The organism is uncultured Sphingomonas sp. (genome assembly GCF_902806265.1).
Lineage (GTDB): Bacteria > Pseudomonadota > Alphaproteobacteria > Sphingomonadales > Sphingomonadaceae > Sphingomicrobium.
The window spans coordinates 14,405-37,312 of record NZ_CADCVZ010000030.1 but is presented as its reverse complement, the minus strand read 5'-3'; the positions used below and the strand labels follow the sequence as shown (position 1 = coordinate 37,312).

Annotated in this window: 27 protein-coding genes and 1 other RNA gene; 13 read left to right on the top strand and 15 right to left on the bottom strand. The window is 67.4% G+C overall.

Annotated elements, in window-relative coordinates; genetic code table 11:
• Positions 1-14: 14 nt before the first annotated feature.
• The 3 genes from QZX62_RS06985 to QZX62_RS06975 all read right to left on the bottom strand — a co-directional run bounded on the left by QZX62_RS06985 (position 15) and on the right by QZX62_RS06975 (position 2,263).
• Positions 15-452 (bottom strand): glycine zipper 2TM domain-containing protein, encoded by a 438-nt coding sequence (locus QZX62_RS06985; protein ID WP_294173209.1) that lies wholly within the window; start codon positions 450-452, stop codon positions 15-17.
• 71 nt (positions 453-523) lie between these two features.
• Positions 524-1,372 carry a carboxylating nicotinate-nucleotide diphosphorylase gene (gene nadC / locus QZX62_RS06980; RefSeq protein ID WP_294173208.1) on the bottom strand — a complete coding sequence of 283 codons (849 nt, stop codon included), beginning with the start codon at positions 1,370-1,372 and terminating at the stop codon, positions 524-526.
• A gap of 39 nt (positions 1,373-1,411) precedes the next feature.
• Positions 1,412-2,263: a metallophosphoesterase gene (locus QZX62_RS06975; protein ID WP_294173207.1), complete on the bottom strand. Its 852-nt coding sequence runs from the start codon at positions 2,261-2,263 to the stop codon at positions 1,412-1,414.
• A 62-nt stretch (positions 2,264-2,325) separates the two neighbouring features.
• Here QZX62_RS06975 and QZX62_RS06970 point away from each other — a divergent pair, with 62 nt between their 5' ends.
• Complete coding sequence (locus QZX62_RS06970; RefSeq protein ID WP_294173206.1) at positions 2,326-3,393, top strand: phosphotransferase family protein; 1,068 nt, start codon at positions 2,326-2,328, stop codon at positions 3,391-3,393.
• Positions 3,394-3,473: 80 nt separating this feature from the next.
• Here QZX62_RS06970 and QZX62_RS06965 read toward each other — a convergent pair whose 3' ends face one another.
• The 6 genes from QZX62_RS06965 to ssrA form a co-directional block, all read right to left on the bottom strand.
• Complete coding sequence (locus QZX62_RS06965; protein WP_294173205.1) at positions 3,474-5,561, bottom strand: M3 family metallopeptidase; 2,088 nt, start codon at positions 5,559-5,561, stop codon at positions 3,474-3,476.
• 207 nt (positions 5,562-5,768) lie between these two features.
• Positions 5,769-6,314 carry an NUDIX hydrolase gene (locus QZX62_RS06960; RefSeq protein WP_294173204.1) on the bottom strand — a complete coding sequence of 182 codons (546 nt, stop codon included), beginning with the start codon at positions 6,312-6,314 and terminating at the stop codon, positions 5,769-5,771.
• Positions 6,311-6,988: a hypothetical protein gene (locus QZX62_RS06955; protein ID WP_294173302.1), complete on the bottom strand. Its 678-nt coding sequence runs from the start codon at positions 6,986-6,988 to the stop codon at positions 6,311-6,313. Before QZX62_RS06955 ends, QZX62_RS06960 begins: the two co-directional genes overlap by 4 nt.
• Positions 6,985-7,824, bottom strand: coding sequence for a TPM domain-containing protein (locus QZX62_RS06950; protein ID WP_294173203.1), 840 nt, complete (start codon positions 7,822-7,824; stop codon positions 6,985-6,987). Before QZX62_RS06950 ends, QZX62_RS06955 begins: the two co-directional genes overlap by 4 nt.
• 97 nt (positions 7,825-7,921) lie before the next feature.
• On the bottom strand, positions 7,922-8,518 hold the full coding sequence (locus QZX62_RS06945) for a LemA family protein (protein ID WP_294173202.1): 597 nt from the start codon (positions 8,516-8,518) through the stop codon (positions 7,922-7,924).
• A gap of 129 nt (positions 8,519-8,647) precedes the next feature.
• Positions 8,648-9,018, bottom strand: a transfer-messenger RNA (tmRNA) gene (gene ssrA, locus QZX62_RS06940).
• A 105-nt stretch (positions 9,019-9,123) separates the two neighbouring features.
• On the opposite strand from ssrA, the gene QZX62_RS06935 reads away from it, so the two are divergent.
• From QZX62_RS06935 to QZX62_RS06925, 3 genes are all read left to right on the top strand, one after another.
• Positions 9,124-9,411 carry a hypothetical protein gene (locus tag QZX62_RS06935; protein WP_294173200.1) on the top strand — a complete coding sequence of 96 codons (288 nt, stop codon included), beginning with the start codon at positions 9,124-9,126 and terminating at the stop codon, positions 9,409-9,411.
• Positions 9,412-9,506: 95 nt separating this feature from the next.
• A complete protein-coding gene (locus QZX62_RS06930; RefSeq protein WP_294173199.1) occupies positions 9,507-10,238 on the top strand; it encodes an NUDIX domain-containing protein in 732 nt (243 codons plus the stop codon).
• A 26-nt stretch (positions 10,239-10,264) separates the two neighbouring features.
• A complete protein-coding gene (locus tag QZX62_RS06925; RefSeq protein WP_294173198.1) occupies positions 10,265-10,987 on the top strand; it encodes an extensin family protein in 723 nt (240 codons plus the stop codon).
• An 89-nt stretch (positions 10,988-11,076) separates the two neighbouring features.
• On the opposite strand, the gene QZX62_RS06920 is transcribed toward QZX62_RS06925, so the two are convergent.
• Both QZX62_RS06920 and QZX62_RS06915 read right to left on the bottom strand, forming a co-directional pair.
• Positions 11,077-11,352, bottom strand: coding sequence for an SWIB/MDM2 domain-containing protein (locus QZX62_RS06920; protein WP_294173196.1), 276 nt, complete (start codon positions 11,350-11,352; stop codon positions 11,077-11,079).
• Positions 11,353-11,439: 87 nt separating this feature from the next.
• Positions 11,440-12,234 (bottom strand): LD-carboxypeptidase, encoded by a 795-nt coding sequence (locus QZX62_RS06915; protein WP_294173194.1) that lies wholly within the window; start codon positions 12,232-12,234, stop codon positions 11,440-11,442.
• A 47-nt stretch (positions 12,235-12,281) separates the two neighbouring features.
• On the opposite strand from QZX62_RS06915, the gene QZX62_RS06910 reads away from it, so the two are divergent.
• Genes QZX62_RS06910 through QZX62_RS06900 form a run of 3 tightly spaced genes read left to right on the top strand, consistent with a single transcriptional unit; the run spans position 12,282 to position 14,544 of the window.
• Positions 12,282-13,682, top strand: a complete 1,401-nt coding sequence (locus QZX62_RS06910) for a Mur ligase family protein (RefSeq protein WP_294173193.1) — start codon at positions 12,282-12,284, stop codon at positions 13,680-13,682.
• A gap of 4 nt (positions 13,683-13,686) precedes the next feature.
• Positions 13,687-14,061, top strand: a complete 375-nt coding sequence (locus QZX62_RS06905) for a hypothetical protein (RefSeq protein WP_294173192.1) — start codon at positions 13,687-13,689, stop codon at positions 14,059-14,061.
• The gene (locus QZX62_RS06900; RefSeq protein ID WP_294173191.1) at positions 14,062-14,544 is read left to right on the top strand and encodes a hypothetical protein; all 483 of its coding nucleotides are present in this window, start codon (positions 14,062-14,064) and stop codon (positions 14,542-14,544) included. It begins immediately after the preceding gene.
• A 3-nt stretch (positions 14,545-14,547) separates the two neighbouring features.
• Here QZX62_RS06900 and QZX62_RS06895 read toward each other — a convergent pair whose 3' ends face one another.
• Together QZX62_RS06895 and QZX62_RS06890 are read right to left on the bottom strand one after the other, a co-directional pair.
• Positions 14,548-15,099: a hypothetical protein gene (locus QZX62_RS06895; RefSeq protein ID WP_294173190.1), complete on the bottom strand. Its 552-nt coding sequence runs from the start codon at positions 15,097-15,099 to the stop codon at positions 14,548-14,550.
• Positions 15,100-15,277: 178 nt separating this feature from the next.
• The gene (locus QZX62_RS06890; protein ID WP_294173188.1) at positions 15,278-15,517 is read right to left on the bottom strand and encodes a hypothetical protein; all 240 of its coding nucleotides are present in this window, start codon (positions 15,515-15,517) and stop codon (positions 15,278-15,280) included.
• 144 nt (positions 15,518-15,661) lie between these two features.
• Between QZX62_RS06890 and QZX62_RS06885 the strand changes: the two genes are divergently transcribed.
• Together QZX62_RS06885 and QZX62_RS06880 are read left to right on the top strand one after the other, a co-directional pair.
• Entirely contained in the window at positions 15,662-16,906 is a 1,245-nt protein-coding gene (locus QZX62_RS06885) for a histidine kinase (RefSeq protein WP_294173186.1), read from the top strand.
• Entirely contained in the window at positions 16,899-17,651 is a 753-nt protein-coding gene (locus QZX62_RS06880) for a LytTR family DNA-binding domain-containing protein (RefSeq protein ID WP_294173185.1), read from the top strand. Before QZX62_RS06885 ends, QZX62_RS06880 begins: the two co-directional genes overlap by 8 nt.
• 176 nt (positions 17,652-17,827) lie before the next feature.
• Here QZX62_RS06880 and QZX62_RS06875 read toward each other — a convergent pair whose 3' ends face one another.
• Together QZX62_RS06875 and QZX62_RS06870 are read right to left on the bottom strand one after the other, a co-directional pair.
• Positions 17,828-19,138 carry a cation:dicarboxylase symporter family transporter gene (locus QZX62_RS06875; protein WP_294173183.1) on the bottom strand — a complete coding sequence of 437 codons (1,311 nt, stop codon included), beginning with the start codon at positions 19,136-19,138 and terminating at the stop codon, positions 17,828-17,830.
• A 64-nt stretch (positions 19,139-19,202) separates the two neighbouring features.
• A complete protein-coding gene (locus QZX62_RS06870; RefSeq protein WP_294173182.1) occupies positions 19,203-19,988 on the bottom strand; it encodes an energy transducer TonB in 786 nt (261 codons plus the stop codon).
• A 175-nt stretch (positions 19,989-20,163) separates the two neighbouring features.
• Here QZX62_RS06870 and QZX62_RS06865 point away from each other — a divergent pair, with 175 nt between their 5' ends.
• From QZX62_RS06865 to QZX62_RS06850, 4 genes are read left to right on the top strand one after another with little or no spacing between them, the layout of a single operon-like run.
• A complete protein-coding gene (locus QZX62_RS06865) occupies positions 20,164-20,613 on the top strand; it encodes a PA2169 family four-helix-bundle protein (protein ID WP_294173181.1) in 450 nt (149 codons plus the stop codon).
• A gap of 3 nt (positions 20,614-20,616) precedes the next feature.
• The gene (locus QZX62_RS06860) at positions 20,617-21,069 is read left to right on the top strand and encodes a DUF3597 domain-containing protein (RefSeq protein WP_294173179.1); all 453 of its coding nucleotides are present in this window, start codon (positions 20,617-20,619) and stop codon (positions 21,067-21,069) included.
• Positions 21,035-21,436: a TorF family putative porin gene (locus QZX62_RS06855; protein WP_294173178.1), complete on the top strand. Its 402-nt coding sequence runs from the start codon at positions 21,035-21,037 to the stop codon at positions 21,434-21,436. Before QZX62_RS06860 ends, QZX62_RS06855 begins: the two co-directional genes overlap by 35 nt.
• 47 nt (positions 21,437-21,483) lie before the next feature.
• Positions 21,484-22,359 carry a hypothetical protein gene (locus QZX62_RS06850; RefSeq protein ID WP_294173176.1) on the top strand — a complete coding sequence of 292 codons (876 nt, stop codon included), beginning with the start codon at positions 21,484-21,486 and terminating at the stop codon, positions 22,357-22,359.
• Positions 22,360-22,908 lie beyond the last annotated feature (549 nt).

Below are 22,908 nucleotides of genomic sequence, written 5' to 3'. Positions count from 1 at the left end.
GGCTCACCTGCTGATCAGCGGCAGCTGCTCTTGCCGACCTGGTTGCCGACCAGGGCGCCCAGCGCACCGCCGATCAGGGCGCCCGTGGTGCCGTTGCCGCCGCGCCGGTAGCCGTACCGGTCGTAGCCGCCGCGGCTGTTCGCGACCTTGCTGCCGATTACCGCACCGGCCACGCCGCCGACGATCGCGCCCGTCGTGCCGCTGCAGCGGCGACCATAGTCGCGCCCGTAGTAGGTGTTTCCGCGATAGCCCCCGCGCGGATAGTAGCTGCCCTGCGGGTAGTAGCTGCCCTGCGGATAGTAGCCGTTATTGTACCCGCCGCCATGATAGCCATTGTTGTACCCGCCGCCATGATAGGGCGCGGGCCCCGGATAGTATTGAGCGCTGGCTGCACTCGGAACCGCGACGGCGGCCGCTGCGGCGGAGAGGACGATTAGAGCCTTATTGAACATGGCAGATCTCCTTTGTGAGGTCGAACATGCTCCCGTCGCCTTGTCACCGTCCTGAACGCGCCGTTCTCGCTTCAGAAAGGTTGAGCCTCGAAATCCAGGCCGATGTCCACCGCCGGCGCCGACTGGGTGATCCGTCCGACGGAGATGAAGTCCACGCCCGTCTCGGCGATGCCGCGGATGGTCTCGAGGTTGACGCCGCCGGATGCCTCTAGCGGCACGCGCCCGGCAACGATCCGCACGGCTTCGCGCAGCTGTTCGTTGGTCATATTGTCGAGCAGCAGCCGTTCGGCCCCCGCGGTCAGCGCCGGCCCGATCTGCTTGAGCCGGTCCACCTCCACCTGGATCTGCAAGCCCGTGTTTGCTTCACGCGCCCGGCGCACCGCGGCTTCGACGCCGCCGGTCACCGCCAGGTGGTTGTCCTTGATCAGCACGCCGTCATCCAGTCGCATCCGGTGGTTCTGCGCTCCGCCCATCAGCGCGGCATATTTGTTCAGCACCCGCAGCCCAGGGAGCGTCTTGCGGGTATCGAGCAAGGTTGCGCCGGTTCCCGCGATCGCGTCGACGTAACGCCGCGTCAGCGTGGCGATGCCCGACAGATGCTGCACCGTGTTCAGCGCCGATCGCTCGGCCGTCAGCATCGCCCGCGCGGTGCCCTCCAGCCGCATCAGCACCGCGCCAGCATCGACGCGCTCACCGTCGGTAGCGGCTGGCTCGACCTGCACCTCCGGGTCGAGGGCCTGGAAGAACGCCGCGGCAATCTCCAGCCCCGCAACCACGATCGGCTCGCGGCAGTTCATCTCGGCCCGGAAGCGCGCGCCCGCACCGATGGTCGCCGCCGACGTGACGTCGCCGGCGCTCCCCATGTCCTCGGCGAGCGTATGGCGGATGAAGTCGTCCAGGTCACAATCGGCAGGAAGCATGACCGCCGTTACGCTCGGGCGGACGTCCTTCACAAGTCCTCAGGCCGGGGCCGCCGCGTCCGCCTCCGCCTGGCTCGACTTGCGCCAGCCGTCCCCTGCCTTATGGAATTGCGTAGGTTCGCCGGCTTCGAATCGCTCGCCGGTCCAACGTTTCAGGCTCGCGCTGACGGTTTCGGCATCCACGTCCAGGATGTTGAAGCTCTGCTCCTCTTCCCGCAGCCGGACGGATGTAGCGGTGCCGGCCTGAATGACCAGGGCTCCGCCCGCGCGGGTAACCAGATCGCTTGCCCGGTGCGTCGAGGCGCGGTGATTGTGTCCGGCGAGCAGCAGATCCACGCCGATCCGATTGATCGCGTCCAGCGCCAGCTCCTGCCGCCCGATCGCCTCGCCCAGGACGCCGCTGTCATCGACCGGCAGGGCGAACAGCGGATGGTGGGTGACCAGCACCTTGGCCGTGCCCGCCGGCACCTTGCTGAAGCTTTCTTGGATGAATTCAATCTGCTCGCGGTTGATCCGCCCGTCCTTGATGGTGAGCGACCGAGCCGTGTTGATTCCCAGCACCGCCGCGCCGGGCAGCTGGTGGAACGGGCAGAGCATATCGTCGACGAAGCGCTTGTAGCGGGTCAACGGCGACAGGAAGCGGCGCAGCACGTCGTAGAGGGGCACGTCGTGGTTGCCTGGTACCGCCAGCACCTCATGCCCGGCATCGCGAAGCCGCTCCAAGAACTGACACGCCTCCTGGAACTGCTCGGTGCGTGCGCGCTGGGTGAAGTCGCCGCTGATCACGACGAGATCGGCTTCGGCTTGATCCACCTCCTGTTCGACGGCTTGGACTAGACGAGGGTCATGGGCACCGAAGTGCAGGTCGGACAGATGAACGATACGCGGCATGCCGACTTAACCAGCGTCATGCTGAACTTGTTTCCATATCCATCTTGAGAAAGGGTGACCCGATGGACCGCACTACCGCCAACACCGGCACCAGCGAAGTTGCCGAGCGTCTCCGCTTCGACAAGGCCGCGCTCGCCGGCTGGATGGAAGAGCATGTGCCCGGCTTCGGCGGCCCGCTCACCGTCAGCCAGTTCAAGGGCGGTCAGTCCAATCCGACCTACAAGCTCGACACACCTCGTGGCGCCTACGTTCTTCGACGCAAGCCACCCGGCAAGACCCTGCCCGGCGCCCACGCGGTCGACCGCGAGTACCGCGTGCTCGCGGCCCTCGGCGCACGGGGCTTTCCGGTCCCGCGCGTCCATGCCTTGTGCGAGGACGATGGGGTGATCGGCACCGCCTTCTACGTCATGGGCTTGGTGCCCGGCCGGATTATCTGGGAAGCCGACTTCCCTGGACTGACTCCGGAAGCACGCACCGGCCACTTCGACGCGATGAACGCGACGATCGCGCAGCTGCACGGCTACGATCCAGCGGAGATCGGGCTGGCCGATTATGGCAAGGCCACCGGTTTCGTCGAACGCCAGGTCGCGCGCTGGTCCAAGCAATACCTCGCCGACACCGACGGTGGCAGAGTAGCCGAGATGGACCGGCTGGTCGATTGGCTGGCGAAGCACCTCCCGCCCGACAGCGGCGAGTCCCGGATCGCCCATGGCGATTTCCGCTGCGACAACATGATCTTCGATGCGGAACAGCCGCAGGTCCGCGCGGTGCTCGACTGGGAACTGTCGACGCTTGGCGATCCGGCGAGCGACTTCACTTATCATTGCATGATGTACAGGATGCCCGCGGGCCTGTTCACCGGGCTCGCCGGCCTGGACCTAGCCGACCTCGGCATCCCCAGCGAAGAAGACTATGTCGCCGCCTACTGCCTCCGCACCCGGCGCGCGGGCATTCCGGCGTTCGACTATCTGGTCGTCTTCAACCTCTTCCGCCTGTCCGCGATCATCCACGGCATTAAAGGCCGCTTCGCCCGCGGCAGTGCCACCAGCGCCCACGCGCTCGAAACGGTGAAGGCGCTTGAGCCGCTTGCGGCGCTTGCATGGCAAGAGGCAGAGCAAGCGCGGTTGTAGCCGTCATCCCGGCGAAGGCCGGGATCCCAGACGGCGCTCAGTCCTAACCGGCTGGGACCTCGGCCTTCGCCGGGTGACGCTTAGTTGACCGGAAATCCACGCCGCTTCAGCAGCGCGGTCACGTCCGGGTCGCGCCCGCGGAACTGGCGATAGGCTTCCGCCCGGTCCGTCTCGTTCCCGGTCGACAACAGGAACGTCCGGAACGCATCCGCGGTCTTCTTGTCGAACGGATCGCCAGTCTCCTCAAACGCCGCCCAAGCGTCCGCGTCCATCGTCTCCGACCATAGGTAAGAGTAGTAACCGGCCGAGTAGGCGTCGCTCGAGAACAGGTGCCCGAACTGCGGCAGCCGGTGCCGCATGACGATCTCGCGCGGCATGCCGAGGTCCGCCAGCGTCTTCTTCTCGAACGCGTCCGGATCGACCACCCCGTTCGGATCGGTGTGCAGCTTCATGTCGACCAGTGCGGACGACAGATATTCCACTGTCGCGAAGCCCTGGTTGAAGGTTTCCGACTTCTCGATCTTGTCGACCAGCGCCTTGGGCATCGGCTGCCCGGTCCGATAATGCTTGGCGAAGCGGTCCAGCACCGGTCGGGTCAGCAACCAATTCTCGTTCACCTGGCTGGGGAACTCGACGAAGTCGCGCTGCGCCCCGCCCAGGCTAGGGTAGTTCACGTCCACCAGCAGGAAGTGGATGGCGTGTCCGAACTCGTGAAACAGCGTGGACGCATCGTCCAGGCTGATCAACACGGGCCTGCCCGCTTCCGGCTTGGTGAAGTTGTTGTTGTTGGACGCCAGCACCAGGTCGTCGCCCAGCAGCCGCGCGCGGCTGCGATAGGTCGTCATCCACGCGCCAGACCGTTTGCCTTCACGGGCATAGGTGTCGAGGTAGAACAACCCGACCGGCTGGCCGGCGCGGGTCACCTCGTAGGTGCGCACGTCCGGGTGGAAGACCGGCACCGCGCCCGTGTTCTCCTTGAACTGGAGCCCGTACAGCTGGCCGGCCGACCAGAACATGCCGTCGACCAGGTTCGACAGCTGCATGTACGGCTTGATCTCGTCTTCCGAGAGGTCGTACTTCGCCTTGCGGACCTTCTCCTGATAATAGCGGAAGTCCCATGGCTCGATCGTGCGCACGCTGTCGCGGCGGGCGAACGGCTGCTGGTCGGCCACCTCTTCCTTCACCCGCGCGACCGCGGCGGGCCACACCCGCATCATCAGCTCCATCGCCTTGTCGGGCGACTTGGCCATCGTATCCTGCATCCGCCATTCGGCATGGCTGCCGAAGCCGAGCAGCTTCGCGCGATCAGCCCGCAACTTGACGATCTGGGAAATGAGCTGGTTGGTGTCGTTGGCCCCGCCATTGTCGCCGCGGCCGGCGAACGCCTGCCACACTTTCTGCCGCAGCGCGCGGTTGCTGCCGAAAGTCAGCACCGGCTCCACCGCCGAGCGCGTGTTGCGGATGGCAAAGCTGCCTGCGGGCAGTCCCTTGTCCTTGGCGGTCGCCGCCGCCGCGTCGCGCACGTCCTGCGGCACCCCGGCCATCTCAGCCGCGCTCGCCTGAAGGAAAGTCCCCTCGTCGGCCAGCAGCCGCGAATTGAAGTCCGAGAACAGCGAAGCGAGCTGCTGATTGTAGCCGCTCAGCTGCTGCTTCTGCTCCGGCGAGAGCTTGGCGCCGTTGCGCACGAAATAATTGTAGCTCCGCTCCAGCAACCGGGTCTGCTTGGCATCCAGGCCGAGGCTCGCCCGATTGTTGTAGAGCGTCTCCACCCGGGCGAACAGCTTCGGGTCCAGCGTGATCTCGTCGCTGGCGGCCGACAGCTTGGGCGACCATTCCTTGTCCAGCGCCTGGTAGGCCGGCGTGGACAAGTTGTCGGTCATCACGCCAAACACCGCCTGCACCCGGCCGAGCCGCTGCCCGGCGCGTTCCATCGCCTCCATCGTGTTGGCGAAGGTCGGCGCCTCGGCGTTGTTGGCGATCGCCTGATACTCGCGGCGCTGCTCGTCGATGGAGAACTGGAAGGCCTCGGCGAACAGCTCGGGCTTGACCTGATCCCACGGCGGAACGCCGTCGTAGGGTCCCGTCCACTCGGCCAGGAGGATGTTGTTGGGAACCGCCACCATCGCCGCGGGTGCGGCCTCCGCAGCGGCCTCTGCTGTGGTCGCCATCGTATCCGTTCCTGCAGTGGTGGTCGCGCATCCCGATAGCGCCGCGAGCGCGGTGCCCGCCATAAGCATGTGCCTGATCATCATCTCGCCTTCTTGAGCCCCTCGTGTGACTTATGCTGGCCGCCCGCGGAACGAACCCGCAAGCGCAGCTTCGACAAACCGACGAGCGGTGGTTTGCGCAGATTGCGATAGCCTAAGTGCCTGAACTCAAGATGATTTATCAAGCCATCCGGGCGCCAGCAAGAGCAGCAACTTGACGTCCATGGCCACGCCCTCGGCCCGCTTGGCAGCAACGAACCCGGCGATCTCGGCCCTCGGCACTAGGTGGACCTCGATCTCCTCCTCGCCCTGGACCCCGCCGCCCGCTCCAACCTTCCGCACGTCATGCGCGCGTACCAGGGTGAAGCTTTCGGACAGCATCCCGGGCGAGGCATGAAAGTCGCCGAGCCGCTCAATCCTTGCCGCGGTGAAGCCGGCCTCTTCCTCAAGCTCGCGTACCGCGGTGTCCTCGATCGTAGCGCTCGGATCATGGTCGCCGACCAGCCCCGCCGGGAGCTCCAGGCACCGCCCACCGAGCGGCGCCCGGTGCTGCTCGACCAGAATGTAGCGGCTCTCATGCTCGGCCAGGATCACCACCGCGCGCACCCCGCCCACCCGGCCCGCATACTCCCACTTGCCGCGGGTCACCGCGCGGACGAAACGCCCCTGCCAGCGCACCTCCTCCGGCGCGTCGAAGTCGGGGTCGAGGGTCACAGCTCGATCAGCTTGTCGGGGATCTCGTTGGTGTCGGTCGCCGAGCGTGGGAAGTGCTGGCCGAGCACCTCGCCGACGATGCCGATCGCCGCCACCATGCCTGCGGCTGTTCGCCCTTCATGCACCTCGGCGATCAGCGCCGCCATCGCTTCGCCCCAGGTGTCCGGGGTGGTCACCTGCACGATGGCCTCGTCCGCGACGATCTCCGCCCGGTGCTCGCCGGTCGAGAGATAGATGAGGATGCCGGTCCGCCCTACGGTGCGCCGCTCGGCGGCCGCCTTGAACAGCGCCACCGCCCGCCGCCGCACCCGCCGGGTTTTGGTTGCGCCGGGAGTCAGCAGGAGCCGCAGCGGCATATAGCGGAGCGCCAGCAGCACCACGGTAAAGACCAGCACCGCTACGAACATCAGGAAAAACAGCAGCGACCCCAGACCCGGCGTGCTGCCCCAGCCGCCGAACAGCCCACGCCAAATATTCTCAAGGGCCCGCGGGAAGGCGGCCGCCCAGGCCAGCACGCCGATCAGCGCCGCCACCGCCCAGTGCAGCCCGACGTCGTGGTAGGCGTCCGACAACTCGCTGACCATGGTGACGATCTCGCCGTCGCTCTTGGCCTCGGCCGCGGCGATCGCCCGGCTGACCCGCGCGTGATCCTCGTCGCTGATTGTGAGCTTCACCACGACCCGGACGCGCCCCCGCCGCCGAAGCCACCGCCGCCCCCAGAGAAGCCGCCGAACCCGCCTCCACCGCCGCCGAAGCCTCCTCCACCGAAGCCGCCGCCGCCGCCGAAGCCCGGACCCCAGATGATCACCGGCCCGCCCCAGCCGCGCCGCCGCCGCCGCCCGCGATACTTGCGCCCGCCGCCCAGCCCGCGGATCAGCGGCAGGATCACGAACAGGATGATGAGCCCCCAGAACAGGATCGCACCCAGGCCGGGACCGCCGCTGCCCCGCTGCGATCCCCGCTGCGCCCTCGCCTGCGCTGCTTCCAGCGCCTGCCGTTCCGCGACCTCCGGCGGCGCTTGCAGCTGGGCGATCAGCGCATCCACCCCGGCCTTGATGCCGCCCGGGTAATCATTGGCCTTGAACCGCGGGATGATCGCTTCATCGATCACCCGGTTGGAGAAGGCATCGGTCAGGATCGGCTCCAGCCCCAAGCCGACCTCGACCCGCACCTTACGCTCATTGGGCGCAACCAGCAGGATGGCCCCATTGTCGGCCTCCTTCTGCCCGATCCCCCACGCTCGGCCGAGCCGGTAGCCATAATCTTCGATCTCGAACCCGCCGAGCGATGGCACCGTCGCCACCACCAGCTGCCGGCTCGACCGCTGCTCTAGGTTCTGCAGCTCCCCCGTCAGCTCCGCCTCGTCCGCCGGCGAGAGCAGGTTCGCGCCGTCGACGACGCGGCCGGTCAGCTTGGGGAACTCCTGTGCGGCGGCGGGTGCGGCCAACAGAACGACAACGCTTAGGAGCAACAGCAGCCACCAGCCGTTACCCCGGCGCAGGGTCCCCATCAACGTACCACTTCGATGGGGGCCAAGGCCGAGATACGGTTGCCGCACGGGATCCCGGCCTCCGCCGGGATGACGAAGGTGGGCCACCGGACGCGCTCTAGCTCGCGTTGAAGTCGATCCGCGGCGCCGTTTCCGCGCCAGGCGTAATCGCTTGGAACGGCACCTTGGGCTTGGCGCCGTGGATGATCCTGGCGCCGATCGCGTCGGGGAAGGTGCGGATGGTGGTGTTATACCCCTGCACCGCCTCGTTATAATCCTGGCGCGAGATGGCGATGCGGTTCTCCGTACCCTCGATCTGCGACTGGAGGTCGCGGAAGTTGGCGTTGGCCTGGAGCTGCGGGTAGGCCTCCTGCAACTGGCGGAACACCAGGGGCGCCGACAGCCGCGCCTGGGCGTCGGCATAGCGCTGGATTGCCTGCGGGTCGGACAGCTGGTCGGGCGTCAGCTGGACCGAGTTGGCGCGGGACCGGGCCTCGGTCACCTCGCGCAGCACCGTGCGTTCCTGGTTGGCGGCGGCGCGCACCGTTTCCACCAGGTTGCCGTACAGGTCCGAGCGGCGCTGATACTGGTTTTGAACGTTGGCCCATTTCGCGTTGACGTTCTCCTCCGCGGTCGGGACGGAGTTCAAGCCGCACCCCGCGAGGCTGACGGCGGCAAGCGGCGCGAGAAGGCCGAGGCGGCGAAAAGCGGTCATGCGTCGTTTCCCCTGTAGAACGAACCTGCGGTGCCTTACGTAGATGGCACACCGCCCGCTTTCAATCAGCAACGCGACGGGAACAAGGGAAGGTGGGAGGCTTCTGTTGCCCGGCGCCTCCCGTGCCGCTGGATTCCCCTTCTGTTGCCCGGTGGGGTCCGACCGCGCTTTTGTCTTTGTAACCTCTGACCGTTAGGCCGTCAGTTACGCAGCAATCGCAAGAGCCTCGTTATCGTTGGCACTTGTGTGAATGAGCCTTCAACGGTGTGCTCATACCGGCTGGCAGCAAGTCCTTTATTGCACCCGTCGATCCTGTTTCGCCCCCATCAGCAACGGCGCGTGGAAGAGCCCCCGCTCATATTCCCCACACGCCGCTGCTGGTGGAGGCGCCGGGGTACTGCCCCCCGGGTCCGAAGTGCCTATTCCAACCTACACTCTACCAGCATAGCCGGTTGCCCGGCCCCATCCAGATAGTCCTTTTTGCGGTAACTCTCAAGGTTTGGAGCCGCGGCCGTGACGGAACCGAACCGAAAGGGCTGGCGTTCTGCTCCGCCAAGCGGATATAAACCGTACCGCTAATGAAGAACCATAAGGGGAAAGCACTCATGAAGAAGATCAGTTTCGCGCTGGTTGGCGCGGCTTCGCTGGCGCTTGCGGCCTGCGGCGGCTCGGGCGACGATTCGCTGGGCGAGAACGTCCAGGAGAACTATGAGGCGGCGTCCGAGAACCTCGAGGGCATGGCCGAGAACACCTCGGGCGCGACCGCCGCGACCCTGGAGAACCAGGCCGACGCGCTGGAAGCCGAAGGCGAGCGCAAGGAAGAAGCGATCGACGAGGCCGACGTGAACGCGACCAACCCGGTCGAAGCCAACGCCGCCGTCAACGCCATGTAAGATGGCGCACTGCCCTTTGCGGCAGTGCCAAGGGCCGGTCTCCCCAGCGGAGGCCGGCCTTTTTCTTTGCCTCGGCCGTGCCTAGGTCAGCGCCAATGAGCGACGACGCCATCCCCGCCGCGACCCTGGTCGTCATGCGCGACCTTCCGGCCGGACCGCCCGAGTTGCTGATGGTCACTCGATCCCGCGGCATGGCTTTTGCGGGCGGGGCGATGGTCTTCCCCGGCGGCCGGATCGACGAGGGCGACCGGGCGCTGGCTGCCGATGCGGTGGAAGCCGGAAAGGTCGCCGCCATCCGCGAAACGCTTGAAGAGACGGGTTGCCCTGTAGGCCTCGCGCCGCTTCCGACCGATCCGGGTGAGATCCAGCAGGCGCTTCATACCGGAGCGAGTTTTGCAGAGCTGTTGGAGCGTCACGGCATGCAGCTCGACTTGCCTTCGCTAACGCCGTTCGCCCGCTGGCGGCCGACTTTCAACCAGCCGCGCCGGTTCGACACCCTATTTTTCATCGCGCAAGCGCCGGCTGGCGATTGGCCGCTCCACCCGCAGCAAGGCGAGTGCGACGCCGCCGAATGGCTCGGGGCTGCCGCCGTGCTCGAACGCATCGCGGCAGGACAGGCCAGCGCCATCTTCCCCACCGTCCGCAACCTCGAACGGCTCGCCCGCTTCGGCTCCTTCGCGGAAGCGCGCGAGGACGCCCTTGCCCATCCGATCGAGACCATCAGCCCTTGGGTCGAGGAGGTGCGCGGGGAAAAGTGGCTGCGCATCCCCGACCATCTCGGCTACCCGGTCACCCGCGAACGCCTGACGGACGCGGTGCGCGCCTGATCCGCAGCGCTCGGCCTTGGGCGGCGATGCGGCGGGGGGCCATCTGGTTCGTCCTGCTCAGCCTGCTGGTGGTGGCTGTGATCGAGCTTCGCGCCTGGTTCGACCGCCACCCGCAGGACCTGCCCTGGACCCGGCTCGACCTTCACGATCCCGTCGGCCGTTTCACTGCCGCCAAACTCGCTGCGCTCGGCTCCTCCCCGGCGCAATGCCGTTCGCTGCTCAGCGCGGCAGGCAGCCCCGATCGGCCTGCGCCGTCGCGCACCGCCGGGACGGAATGCGGTTACGAGGACGGCATACGCCTGGGACTAGGCCGCGCCCGCGAAGCCGGCTTTTCTCCAGCCGGCCTCGTCACCAGTTGCCCGGTGGCAAGCGCGCTCCTGCTGTGGGACGAGCGGGTGATCCAGCCGGCCGCCCTCCATCACTTCGGCGTCGCCGTGATCGCGATCCAGCACGCCGGCAGCTTCAGTTGCCGCCGGCTCTACGGCCGCAATGCGGGTCCTTGGAGCGAGCATGCGACTGCCGACGCGGTCGACATTCTCGGCTTCCGCCTGGCTGACGGCCGCACCGTTTCCGTGCTGCGCGACTGGCGCGGCAGCGCGGAGGAGCAGGCCTTCCTGCGTCGTGTCCGCGGTGGCGCCTGCCGGCTGTTCACCACCGTGCTGTCGCCCGACTACAACGCCGCCCACCGCGATCACCTGCACCTCGACACCGCGAACCGCGGGCCAGCGGGGTGGCGCGCCTGCCGCTAAGGCGAGTCGCCTTGGCCTTCATGCGAAGAAGGGACCCGCCGGCCCCGGCGAGTCCCTTCTGATGTGCTTCGGCCGTTGCCGGCGGCGCTCTACGACAGGTGCTTGGATAAGTGCTTGTTCATCTCGAACATGGTGCAGCGATCCTGGCCGAAGACCTTCTTCAGCTTGTCGTCGGCGACGATTTCCCGCTTGTTCTGCGGGTTTTGCAGGTTGTTCTTGCGGATGTGATCCCACACCTTCGACACGACCTCGCTGCGCGGCAGCGGCTCCTTGCCGACGATCGCGGCCAGGTCCGGAGATGGGGTTACTGGACGCGCGAGACCGCCGCCTGCTTTACGCGCCGTCCCGCTAGATGCTTTTGCCATTCGGCCCTCCTGTTGTTCCGGCGCTTGGTAGAGCGCAACTCAGCGGCCTTTGCAATGGCCACCCTCGGCAGGAACATCCTTAACGGATCAGAAGGGAACGACCTTGTTGCCCGCGTCGTGGCCAATGTCGGCGCGGCCCAGGTAAGGGATGCCGGACCGCGCGCACCAGTCCCGGACTATTCCCTCCTCGTCGCTCCCGAACGGCCGGTCGTTCTCCGGCACCTGGCAGCGGCCAAGCCGGATGCCGCGGCACCGCCGCGCTGCCGCCGAGCCCGTCACATGGAACATCAGCCGATCGATTCGGTAATGCTGCTCGTCCAGCTCCTCCACCAGCAGCTCCCGGCCCGAGAAATCCGGCTTGAGCGCAGTGCCGAGCAAGCACGACAGCACCGTCAGGTTGAAGGCGAACGCCGGGCCGCCCAGCCCACCCTCGATCGCCGCCGGGTCGCCGCGCACCAGCCAGTCGAGCGCCCGTCCGACGGCCGCTCCCCCGCCCTCGCGCGCGATGTCCTGCGGCATCGGCCCATGCGCCACCCGGCACCCAGCCTTGTGCAAGGCCGCCAGCAGGAAGCCGCCGTCGCTGTACCCGAGGTAGAGCTTGTCCCGCGTCCCCATCGGCAGCTCCGCCGCAGCCGCCTCCGCGATCCGGTTCGACCCATAGCCGCCCCGCGCGAACCACACCGCGTCCACCGCCGGGTCGGCCATCACCTCCCGCAGCGCCGCCAGCCGCTCGGCATCCGGCCCCGCGAAGTGGCCATCGCTGGAGAAGCATTGCGGGTGGATCAACAACTCGCAGTCGCCCCGCGCACCGGCGAGCGCCAGCACCGCCTCCGCCGCCTCGCGCTTCAATGGGCAACTCGGCGCCACCACCGCTATTCGCATGCTTCCCCCATTTGCCGACCGCTTCCGAACCCAATAGGGCGGCGGCGATGACTCAATCCAGTTTCTTCTGCGGCATTGGCGGCAGCGGCATGTTGCCCCTCGCCTGCATCGTCCGCGCTCGCGGTCAGCGGGTCGCCGGGTCCGACCGGGCGCTCGACGCCGGCCGCCTCGCGCCCAAGTTCGACTTCCTGCGATCGCTAGGCATCCAGCTGTTCCCCCAGGACGGCAGCGGCCTCGCCGAGGCCATGACACTGGTGACCTCCGCAGCGGTCGAGGAGACCATCCCCGACGTGATCCGGGCTCGCCAGCTCGGCCTGCCCCACCTCACCCGTCCCCAGCTGTTGGCCGAGCTGCTCAACGCCGCCAGTCGCAGCGTCGCGGTCGGCGGCACCTCGGGCAAGTCCACCGTAACCGGCATGGTCGGCTGGATCCTCCATGCCTGCCACCGTCAGCCGACCGTGATGAACGGCGCGGTGATGAAGAACTTCGTCGCGCCCGAAGCGCCATTCGCCAGCGCGCTGGTCGGCGATCCCGAGCTGTTCGTCAGCGAGGTCGACGAGAGCGACGGCTCCATCGCGCTATACCGGCCGGAAATCGCGGTGCTCACCAACGTCAGCCTCGACCACAAGGAGATGGACGAGCTGCGCGCCCTGTTCGGCGACTTCCTCCGCGCGAGCCGCAAGGCGGTACTCAATCTCGACGATCCCGAGACCCGCTTGATCTCGGAGCAGGTGCCAGCCGCCAAGCTGGTCGGCTACGGGTTCGACAGCCCGGGTGCGGCGGTTTCCGGTCGCAACCTCCAGCTGGAGCCCGGCGGAGCGCGCTTCACCGTGCACGCGGGCGACGAACGCCACGACGTGCAGCTGCAGATCCCCGGCCGCCACAATGCTTCGAACGCGCTCGCCGCCCTTGCCGCGGTGCGCGCGCTCGGCGTGCCGCTGGCCGAGGCCGCCGCCGCGCTCGGCCGCTTCGCCGGTTTGAAACGACGGCTGGAAACGGTCGGTGCCGCCGCGGGCGTAACGGTAATCGACGACTTCGCCCACAACCCCGACAAGATCGCCGCCACGCTGCACACCCTGACCGCCCGGCCCGGCCGCCTGCTGCTGATGTTCCAACCGCACGGCTACGGCCCGCTCGCCAAGATGGGCGAGCAGTTGGCGCAGACCTTCGCCGACGGCCTGCGGCCTGACGACAGGCTCTACCTCAGCGATCCCGTCTACCAGGGCGGCACGGTGGACCGCTCCCGCGGCTCCGACTGGCTGGCGGACGCGGTCCGGTCGGCAGGCGGCGGGGCCGAGCACATCCCTGCCCGGCCGGACATCGGCGAACGCCTCCTCGCCGAAGCGCGGCCCGGCGACACGATCGCCATCTTGGGCGCGCGCGACGACACGCTGAGCGAGTTCGCGGCCGAGTTGGTGCGGAACCTCGCCGAGCGGCCCTCATTGTGAGGGAATGGCTAAACCCGGAACCGTGATCGGCTGGAAACTCGACCGCGCCCAGCGCGACGAGCTTCTTCAGCAACATTCGCCGCGCTACGATAACGCTGTAGCAGATCACGTCACGCTGGAGACGGACGCGGCCGCCAAGCCGCTGCCACGCGAGGTCACCGCTTACATCGTCGGCCGCACCGACGACGAGCGCGGCGTCGAGACAATGGTCGTCACCATCGACGGCACCGTCGACCGGCCCGACGGCTCCACCTACCACATCACCTGGTCGCTGGGTGAAGGCCGCCGCGCCCGCGAGAGCAACGACGTATTAAAAGAGCGCGGCTGGAAGGAGCTGGACCACCCGGTGCCGGTGAAGCTCACGCCGGCGCGGTTCTAGGTGCCCCACCTATTCCTCGATTGCGACGGGGTCCTCGCCGACTTCGACGCAGGCGCCCGTAGAATCCTAAACGACGACGTCCGATCCTTCGAGGCGCGCCATGGCAAGCGCGAGTTCTGGCGGCGGCTCGCCCGCGCCCAGGACTTCTACGCGACGCTGCCCATGATGCCCGACGCCCGCGAGCTGTTCGAAGCGGTGAAGCACCTCACCCCCACCATCCTGACCGGCCTGCCGATCGGCAACTGGGCCGCGCCGCAGAAGGTTCGCTGGGCCGCCGAGCACTTCCCGGGCGTTCCGATCATTACCTGCATGGCCCGCGACAAGGCCCGGCACATGAGCGGCGCCGATGTGCTGGTCGATGACAGCCTGACGCACCGCGCCAGGTGGGAAGATGCCGGCGGCATCTTCGTGCATCATAAAACAGCACGGGCGAGCCTCGAAGAGCTCGCCCGTATCTTTCCGTCGATTCAATTATCGGCGTGATCGTCAGGCCGCTGCCGCCATGTCGACCTTTTCGACCCACTCCGGCCAGAACACCGGCTCGCGGTTCGACCAGCCGGGCGCGGTTGCCGCGCTTTCGCTGATCGATTGCAGCAGGCTCCGCCGCCGGTCCGGGTGAAGGTGGGGCAGCGCCGCCGCCGCGCAGAACGCGCCCGGCAGCCACGGCCGTACCGCCGCGCCCAGCAACCGCTCGTAGAGAAAGCGATAGGCCGCGAAGTTCGGCAGCCGATCCTGCCCGAGGTCAAAGCCGGTGACGCTGATCAACAGGCCCATGAAGGGATCGATGCTGTCGAGACCGCTGTCGTCCGGCACCTGGAGACGAAGAGCTTCGAGCTGCTTGTAGAGCCGGGCCTGCGCCCGGATCGAAGCCGCTTCGCCTTCGTCGCGCGCCCAGCAGTCGAGCGCGTCCCGGCGTCCGTAGGCGACATCGAGCGAGCGGCGGATGTACCGCTGCGTCGCCTTCGGAAAAGCGGCAAACTCCTTGATCTCGCTCAGCAGCAGCGCCCCTCCGGCAGGCTGGCTGGTCCGCGTGCTCATGACCCCGACTCCTTTACCCGTCGGCAGGACCATGACGGTGATTTGGTTGCGAATGGCTTAACCACGGTCCCGCCCCCCGTTCAGATTGAATCAGAGGGAGGAGTCCGCAGCAACACTAATCGCCCGCGCTTCGTCGCAAAGCGATGTGTATGTCACCAATTTGCAACGCGTCAGCTTCTCACCTTGACGAGCCGGCACCTTCAGGAAACCCGGAGGAGGGCACTGCTTCGTCCGACTGGCCCGGCTGCGCCGCAGCCGGCGGGTCGGAGGCGTCCATGGACTCGTCACTGCCGACGTCGACCTTGGCGTCCTGGTCGCCCGGGTTCTTCTTGAGTCTGCGCTCCAGTTCGCGCTCGGGGTCGCCCGACAGCACCGGCGGCGGACAATTTTGTTGATCGGTCATGTTCTGGTCGGACATCGAGCCTTGCTCCTTTTGCAGGAAACGAATGGCCGCCCGGCCACGTTCCGGTGCCTGCGTTTTTCGACAGGCGGTCCCCGAGCATCTGCCGACCGCCCAGTGCCGGATTGCGCTGCGCGCCGCCGATGCGCAAAGGTAAGGCCGATGAACATGCACCCCAGCGCCGAGGCGATGCTGGATTCTTCCAGCGAATGGCAGCCGCGCCGCTTCGACGATTGGGCGCTCGCCGCCCGAACGGTGGCGCTGCTCTGGGGCCTTTACCTGTTCACCGTTGTCGCCCGGGCCTTTCTCGGACCCGACCCGCTGACGTTCCTCCAGAACAAGATCTGGATCTTTCTTGCCGGCATGCTGCTGACCGGCGCCATCTACCTGGCGATCAGCGCCCTTGCGCCGGGAGCCAACCTGCGCCGCAAAGCCGTCGTGGCGGCCATCGGTTCGCTCTTGGCGTCCGCCGCCATGGCAGGCATCCTCGTCAGTGCCGAAGGCCACATGCGCGACAGCGAAGAGGAGTTCCGCTATGAGGTGCAGGAAGGCTTCGTGGTGGTTACCAAGGGGCAGCAGGTCCGGATCGAACGGAGCCGTGGCGACCCCCTGGTCCTGACCATGCCCAAGGTCGCCGACCTCAAGCAGTGGGACCAGTTCCGGATCGCCGCCGATACCGCCGTCGTGTGGCTATTCTTCTTTGCCGCCTGGAGCGCCGTCTACCTGGCCGCGGTGAGCCAGCGCCAGGCGCTCGTCCTGCAGCGCCGCGCCGCCCAGGCGGAGACCGCGGCACAGGCCGCACAGGTCCGGGCGCTCCGTTACCAGGTCAATCCGCACTTCCTGTTCAACACGCTGAACAGCCTGTCCTCCCTGGTCATGACCGGGCGCGGCCAGGAAGCGGAATCGATGATCCTTAAGCTGTCGACCTTTTTCCGCACCAGCCTGTCGCTCGACCCCAATGCCGACGTCACGCTGGAGGAGGAGATCGAACTCCAGCGGCTTTACCTCGACATCGAGAAGGTCCGGTTCCCGCGCCGCCTCAAGCCCGAGTTCGACGTTCCCGCCGAGCTGCGCGGCGCCCGCCTGCCCGCACTGATCCTGCAGCCGGTCGTGGAGAACGCGATCAAATACGGCGTGTCCGCGACCAAGGACAAAGTAACCCTGCGGATCGCCGCGCGCTCGCCGCAGCCCGGCCGGCTGCAGCTCGAGGTGACCAACTTCGGCGGCACCGCGCTTAAGTCTCCCCGGCAGCGCCATCAGCCGGCTAGCACGGGGGTCGGCCTCGCCAACGTCTGCCAGCGGCTCGACGCCCGCTTCGGCCGCGACGCCAGCTGCAGCTTCGGCGCGCTCCCCGATGGAGGTTACCAAGTCGTCATGACCCTGCCGCTGACCGACAAGGATGGGTGACAAGGCGCTGAAGGTGCTCGTCGTCGACGACGAGCCGCTCGCAACCGAGCGTCTGCAGCTGCTGCTTGCCCGCGCGCAGGGGGTGGACTTGGTCGGCACCGCTTCGGACGGCGAGGGCGCGGTGCGGATGGCCGAAGCCCTGTCGCCCGATCTGCTTCTGCTCGACGTCGCGATGCCCGGGATGGACGGGATCGACGTCGCCCGGGCGCTGGCAGCCGCCAACGCCGCACCTGCAGTGGTGTTCGTGACCGCCTTCGACCAGTTCGCGGTGGCCGCCTTCGAGGTGGAGGCTGTCGATTATCTAATGAAGCCGGTCGATCCGGTCCGGCTCGAACGCGCGCTCACCCGTGCCCGCAACCATCTGCATGGCCGCGAAGAGGGAGCGAGTGGAATTCCGCCCGCGTCCTCGTCACCCTACCTCGAGGAGTTCTGGGCGTCCGATCTGACCGGCCTGGTGCGGATCGCCACCCGCGACATCGACCGGATCTCGGCGGAGCGCGATTACATGCGGCTCCACGTCGGGCAGCGCAGCTGGCTGATCCACCATAGCATGGGTGCGCTGGAAGAAGGCTTGAACCCCGCCGACTTCGTCCGCCTGCATCGCTCGGCCATCGTCCGGCGCGATTTCATCGGCGGCTTCGGGCGGAACCCGTCCGGCCGCTGGATCGCCCGGCTTGCCGACGGGAGCGAGCAGCCGGTCGGCCGCCTTTATTCCGATAACGTCCGCGCCATCGCCGGGCGCTGAGAGAGAGGGTTGCGGCGCGAGCCCTTCGGGGGGCCGAAGGTCCTGCCCTCGCGCCGCCTCTTCCAGCTAGGGCAGCAGCCTCCTTGCGTCGCGCCGCCGTCGACAAGTGACCTCGGAGGTTCGGCAGCTCCGACCGATGCTCTTCGTGGGACGCCCAATCGACGAACGGCGGGCGGTCAGGTCCGGGCTTCGGCCGGCAGGTCGTCCATCAGCGCGTCGCCTTCCTGCCGCGCCACCGCTCCGGTCACCGCCACGTCCAGCACGACATTGCCCCATGTGCGGAAGATGTCGGGAATGGTCTCCACCGCGATCAGCAGCGCCAGGGGCTCGATCGGCACCCCCATCGCCAGGCTGATCGGCGCGATGGAGGTGACGAAGCTCACCTGTCCCGGCAGGCTGACCGCTCCGACCGAGGCCATGGTGGCCACGGCGATGCCCGCTGCGAAGGCGATCGGGCTGATCTCGTACCCCAGCCAATGGGCGACGTAGACCGCGACCCCGACGTTCATCGCCGGCCCGGTCGCCCGGAACAGCGCCACCGCCAGCGGCAGCAGCACGTCCGCCTTGCGCTCGTCCACGCCAAGCCGGATCGCCGAGGTCAGCATCGCCGGCAACGAAGCGAGCGACGAGCGGGTGGAGATTGCAACCGCGGACGGCCCCGCCATGGCGCGGGCGAAGGCGGCGGGCCGGAACCGCGCGACCAGCAGGGCGATCAGGAAGCCGACGATCGTGATCCCGACTCCCAAGAGCGAGATCAGCACCACATAATGCGCCACCGCGCCAAGCGCCGAGCCGCCCGCCCCCGCGCCCACCGCAAAGGCAAGCGCGAAGACGCCGATCGGGGCCAGCCACAGCACCCAGCCGATGACGACCAGCATCGCGTCGCCGACCGCCTCGAAGAAGGCCAGCGCCGTACCCCGCCGCTCCGCCGCCACCCGGCTGAGGGCAAAGGCGAAGATCACGGTGAACACCACCAACGGCAAGATCTGGTCGTTGGCCGCCGCGCCGACCGGATTGGCCGGGATGATCGCCTTGAAGAAGTCCGCCACGCTCGGGACCGCCGCTGCGCTGACCGGCTGCTCGACATTGGCGAGGCCCGCCCGCAGCGCCTCGGCCCCTTCAGCCGGAAGCGGGAACAGCGCAGTCAGCGCCTGCATGCCAAGCCCCCCGAACGCCGCCGAGAACAAGTAAAATGCCAAGAACCAGAGCACCGCCCTGGCGGCCAGACCGCCGGCCTTGGCTGCATCCGCGCCGCCGACGATCCCGGTCACCAGCAGCGCCACGATCAACGGGATGACCGTCATCCTGAGCGCGTCCAGCCACAATCCGCCGACCAGTGACGCCGCCTGCACCAGCGGCTCGCGCCAGCCGTCGCCGGCGTTTCCCGCCGCAATGCCGAGCAGCAGGCCTGCCAGCAGCGCGCCGAGAATCAGCAGCGCCCCGCCGCTTCTGCGCGATGTCGGCGCGGCTTCATTCTCGTTTGTCATCGAAGTCGCAATTTGCACGCTGCCCGGTCAGCCGCAAGGCCGACCGATTACTGCCTGCACGCGCTTAGCGTATCAGCCAGTGCACCGCCTGCACCACGACGTCCCGTGCCGGCCGGCCGTCGGCTCCGATCGCCGGCCTGAGCTTGGCCCGGTCCTTAATGAGGACGCAGGTCTGGGCGTCCAGTGCGGCCACGCCGCTGGTCTCGGTAAGGGAGCAATCGGCAACCTTGCCGTCCGCCCCGACGAGCAGGACCACCTTGACCCGTCCTGTTTGATTGTTCCGGATGTTGATCGCCGGGTAATCCTCCGACCTGATCAACCCCGTCAGATCGCCCATGGCCGACTGGCGATGGTTGGACGGAACGCCCTCCCTCGTATAGTTCCAGTGGCTGCGAAGGTCCGCCACGCACTCGTCCATGATCTTCAACAAGGGGTGCAGACCGGTCAGCGCCAGCTCTTCCCTAAGGCTAGCCTCGGCTCTCACATCGAGACTGGTGCTGGTCGGCCACGCGGCCACGTCCGCTCGAGGCAGGTTGTAGAGGAACACGCGAAATCGCTGCTTGGGCGGCGTATAAGCCAGGGCGGTAAGCTGTTTCGCCGGCGCGTTCCCGGCCCGAAGCCTGCCATCCAGCTGCTCAGCGAATGACCGGACCGCGCCTTTGCGTATCACGAACAGCTGGAGAACTCCGCCGGTTTCGGGCGCCTTGGGCATCAGCGTCAACGGCTTGTCCGGCGTGCCGTAGCTGCGCTGGGCGATGCATTGCGTTTCGCCGAAATCCACCATCCATTTGCCGGTGGGTTCGCGCGGCGCGGCTGCGGCTGGCTGCGGAACAGTTGCAGCGATCGCCACAAGCGCGGCCCATCTCCCAGTCCGGATCATGGTATAACGTTATCACGCCGGCGCTGCCTCGTCAGCCCGGCACTGCGATCGTTCGCCCCGACGAAAAAATCCCGCGACTCGCGAACCTGCCGGGCTCGCCCGCGTTGTTGCGGCATCGTTCCCATTACATTCAAGGAGAACAGCCATGGCAGACACTGCGGGCGTAGGTACACTGGAAACCCTCACCACCACCCTGATCGACAGCATCAACGGCTATCGCGACGCCGCGCAGAACGCGGAAGGCAGTCAGTTCCAGCAGCTGTTCCGCCAGATGGCCGACGAGCGCAGCAAGGTCGCCGAGGACCTCCGCGCCGAGGTTCGCCGGCTGGGCGGCAACCCGCCAGACGACGGCAGCTTCCTGGGCGCCACCCACCAGCGCTTCCTGGATCTCAAATCCGCGATCACCGGCCGCGACGACAAGTCGATCATCAACGAGGTCGAGCGCGGCGAGGACTATCTCAAGGAGAAGTTCGAAACCGCACTGAGCGGCTCGGACCTGCCGACGGAAAGCCGTTCGGTGATCGAGCGCGCCTACCAGTCGGTCCGCCAGGGCCACGACCGCGTGCGCGATCTCAAGCACGGGCTGGAGGCCTAACCCATGGGCATCTTCGACAAGATCAAGGGCGCCATCTTCGGGCACAAGGACCCGGGTCCCGGCAACCGCCCGACCATCCCGGCAGGGATGGCGGGCGGCCCGCCGCTGCAGCAGGGACAGCAGCAGCAGCAACAGGCCCAGCCGCAATTTCAGCAGGGCGGTACGGCAACCGCCCAGCCGCAGGGGCAGCAGCAGCAGGTCGACGTCGAGCAGGTGCTGAGCCAGATCGCGCAAGCGAAGGGCAATCCGGACCTCAACTACAAGACGTCGATCGTCGACCTGATGAAGCTGCTCGGCATCGACTCCAGCCTCGAGAACCGCAAGGAACTCGCGCAGGAGCTCGGCTACACCGGCGAGCGCAACGGCTCGGCCGAGATGAACATCTGGCTGCACAAGGCCACGATGAAGCAGCTCGCGCAGCATGGCGGCAAGGTGCCGGCCAGCATGCTCGACTAAGCTTGTCGGCAAGCCGGTCGAGAAAGGGCGGCGGGAGCGATCCTGCCGCCCTTTCCTTGTCGCAGATCCGCCCGGCATTGGCCCGTCCGACGGCCGGTTCCCCGCGCAAGGCAATCTCGACGGCCGCAGCAATCGCTACGCCGCGCTCGACGTCAGCCTGCCGCTGCCTTGCACGCCACTGACACTGTCTGGCGCCTTGGGGATTGAGGACGGCGCGTTCGGCGATCGCAAGCGCGACTGGTCGCTGGGCCTGTCGGGCGAGATCGCCGGCTTCGCGCTTGGCGCGAGCTACGTCGATACGGCCCGCGCCGATGCGGGCAGGCTCGGACGAGCGGGCCTGGCCCTGTTCGCCGGCCGAAGCTTCTAAGGGGAACTCGCCACCCTCCGCTGCGCTTCGCTCCCTGGAGGTACGGCATGGAACAGAGCAGCGGCGGCGCGACGCGCGGGTCGATCGACCGGATCGCGCTATGCTTCGACTTCGACCGGACCCTGTCCGAAGGCACGTTCGAAGCGCTGCTGAAGCGGCTGGGCGTCGAGGACAATCAGCGCTGGCGCAAGGACCAGCTGATGCCGCTGGTCGAGGACGGCTGGGACGAGATCCTGGCCAAGGGCTGGCTGGTGGCCCGCATGGCCGACGATCAGGGCATCGCCGTCACCAAGCCCTTGCTACAGGAGGTCGGCCGTTCGCTCGATCCCTACCCTGGCGTGCTCGAAGCCTTGCCGCAGCTTCGGGAGCAGGCCGCTGAAGCCAGCGGCGGCGCGGAGGTCGAACTCCACGTCGTGTCCTCCGGTTTCGTGGACATCATCTGCGCCACTTCGGTGGCCGACCATCTGGACGGGGTCTGGGGTTCGTCCATGCACTTCGGCGAAAGCGACCGCTTCCTGGCCGTTAAGCGCACCCTCATCCATTCGGAAAAGGCGCGCTATCTCCTCGCGCTCGCCAAGGGCCTCGACATCGCCGGCGCCAACGAGCCGCAGGACGTCCATCGCGACAAGCCCGCCGCCGAATGGCACGTACCGCTCGACCAGATGATTTACGTCGGCGACGGCGCAAGCGACCTCGATGCCTTCAACCTGCTTCACGACAATGGCGGAATCGCGATCGCGGTGAATGCCTCGCAGCATGGCGAGCCGTGGCAGGCCGGCGCGCACATGTTCGACGCCGCCCGGGTCGAGAACCTCGCCCCGCCCGACTTCCGCGAAGGTGCCGAGATGCATCGGTCGCTGATGCTGGCAGTCGAGATCGTCGGCAAGAAGGTAGCGCTGCGCCGCCTTGGCCGGGGCGAGTAGCCGTCCCTCTGCGCGTCGCGCGAAATGGGGGCCGGCATCGCTACCAGCCCCCACTGCGCCGAGCGTTGGATCTGCCGGTGGTCCCTGGACAACTCGCGAAGGAGCCATCCAGGATCCTGGCGCACCAGCTCAGGCGTCGCGCTTCATCCAAGCCGCGCTCCCTCGTCGGGAGCCTTCCCCGGCATCTCGCCCGTCGCTCCCCGTAAGGGAAGCAAGGGCTCATCCGGCTCTGCCTTAGCTCCGGTGCTCTCTCGCGAGGGCTCCGTCATTCGGGCTGTCCTGCTACCGGCTGCAGACATGCGCCTTTCGGCACCTTCCGCTTCGCCGACCGTCGGACCGGGTTCGGTTCTTGCGTTCCGAACCACCGCTTCTCGTCGCGCGGCCCTTCTTGGGATGATCGCTCGCCTCAGCCCGCCGACTTGCCCGGAGGCCGTCCTGCGCTGCCTTCGCGAGAGAAGATCATCTCTTCCGGCGCCTCTTGCCGGCTTCCCGTCCTTCACCTGGCGGCCAAGTCGCGTCCTGGGAACGCGTGCTTGAACCGATCGGATC

What these genes read in the sequence shown, in the direction of transcription:
- QZX62_RS06920 (WP_294173196.1), bottom strand. Translation starts at nt 11,352, where the DNA reads ATGGCAAAAGCATCTAGCGGGACGGCGCGTAAAGCAGGCGGCGGTCTC.
- QZX62_RS06890 (WP_294173188.1), bottom strand. Translation starts at nt 15,517, where the DNA reads ATGTCCGACCAGAACATGACCGATCAACAAAATTGTCCGCCGCCGGTG.
- QZX62_RS06985 (WP_294173209.1), bottom strand. Translation starts at nt 452, where the DNA reads ATGTTCAATAAGGCTCTAATCGTCCTCTCCGCCGCAGCGGCCGCCGTC.
- QZX62_RS06865 (WP_294173181.1), top strand. Translation starts at nt 20,164, where the DNA reads ATGGCAGACACTGCGGGCGTAGGTACACTGGAAACCCTCACCACCACC.
- QZX62_RS06950 (WP_294173203.1), bottom strand. Translation starts at nt 7,824, where the DNA reads ATGGGGACCCTGCGCCGGGGTAACGGCTGGTGGCTGCTGTTGCTCCTA.
- QZX62_RS06975 (WP_294173207.1), bottom strand. Translation starts at nt 2,263, where the DNA reads ATGCCGCGTATCGTTCATCTGTCCGACCTGCACTTCGGTGCCCATGAC.
- QZX62_RS06885 (WP_294173186.1), top strand. Translation starts at nt 15,662, where the DNA reads ATGAACATGCACCCCAGCGCCGAGGCGATGCTGGATTCTTCCAGCGAA.
- QZX62_RS06850 (WP_294173176.1), top strand. Translation starts at nt 21,484, where the DNA reads ATGGAACAGAGCAGCGGCGGCGCGACGCGCGGGTCGATCGACCGGATC.
- nadC (WP_294173208.1), bottom strand. Translation starts at nt 1,372, where the DNA reads ATGCTTCCTGCCGATTGTGACCTGGACGACTTCATCCGCCATACGCTC.
- QZX62_RS06925 (WP_294173198.1), top strand. Translation starts at nt 10,265, where the DNA reads ATGCGGCGGGGGGCCATCTGGTTCGTCCTGCTCAGCCTGCTGGTGGTG.
- QZX62_RS06910 (WP_294173193.1), top strand. Translation starts at nt 12,282, where the DNA reads ATGACTCAATCCAGTTTCTTCTGCGGCATTGGCGGCAGCGGCATGTTG.
- QZX62_RS06880 (WP_294173185.1), top strand. Translation starts at nt 16,899, where the DNA reads ATGGGTGACAAGGCGCTGAAGGTGCTCGTCGTCGACGACGAGCCGCTC.
- QZX62_RS06860 (WP_294173179.1), top strand. Translation starts at nt 20,617, where the DNA reads ATGGGCATCTTCGACAAGATCAAGGGCGCCATCTTCGGGCACAAGGAC.
- QZX62_RS06935 (WP_294173200.1), top strand. Translation starts at nt 9,124, where the DNA reads ATGAAGAAGATCAGTTTCGCGCTGGTTGGCGCGGCTTCGCTGGCGCTT.
- QZX62_RS06915 (WP_294173194.1), bottom strand. Translation starts at nt 12,234, where the DNA reads ATGCGAATAGCGGTGGTGGCGCCGAGTTGCCCATTGAAGCGCGAGGCG.
- QZX62_RS06970 (WP_294173206.1), top strand. Translation starts at nt 2,326, where the DNA reads ATGGACCGCACTACCGCCAACACCGGCACCAGCGAAGTTGCCGAGCGT.
- QZX62_RS06930 (WP_294173199.1), top strand. Translation starts at nt 9,507, where the DNA reads ATGAGCGACGACGCCATCCCCGCCGCGACCCTGGTCGTCATGCGCGAC.
- QZX62_RS06855 (WP_294173178.1), top strand. Translation starts at nt 21,035, where the DNA reads ATGGCGGCAAGGTGCCGGCCAGCATGCTCGACTAAGCTTGTCGGCAAG.
- QZX62_RS06945 (WP_294173202.1), bottom strand. Translation starts at nt 8,518, where the DNA reads ATGACCGCTTTTCGCCGCCTCGGCCTTCTCGCGCCGCTTGCCGCCGTC.
- QZX62_RS06875 (WP_294173183.1), bottom strand. Translation starts at nt 19,138, where the DNA reads ATGACAAACGAGAATGAAGCCGCGCCGACATCGCGCAGAAGCGGCGGG.
- QZX62_RS06965 (WP_294173205.1), bottom strand. Translation starts at nt 5,561, where the DNA reads ATGGCGACCACAGCAGAGGCCGCTGCGGAGGCCGCACCCGCGGCGATG.
- QZX62_RS06895 (WP_294173190.1), bottom strand. Translation starts at nt 15,099, where the DNA reads ATGAGCACGCGGACCAGCCAGCCTGCCGGAGGGGCGCTGCTGCTGAGC.
- QZX62_RS06905 (WP_294173192.1), top strand. Translation starts at nt 13,687, where the DNA reads ATGGCTAAACCCGGAACCGTGATCGGCTGGAAACTCGACCGCGCCCAG.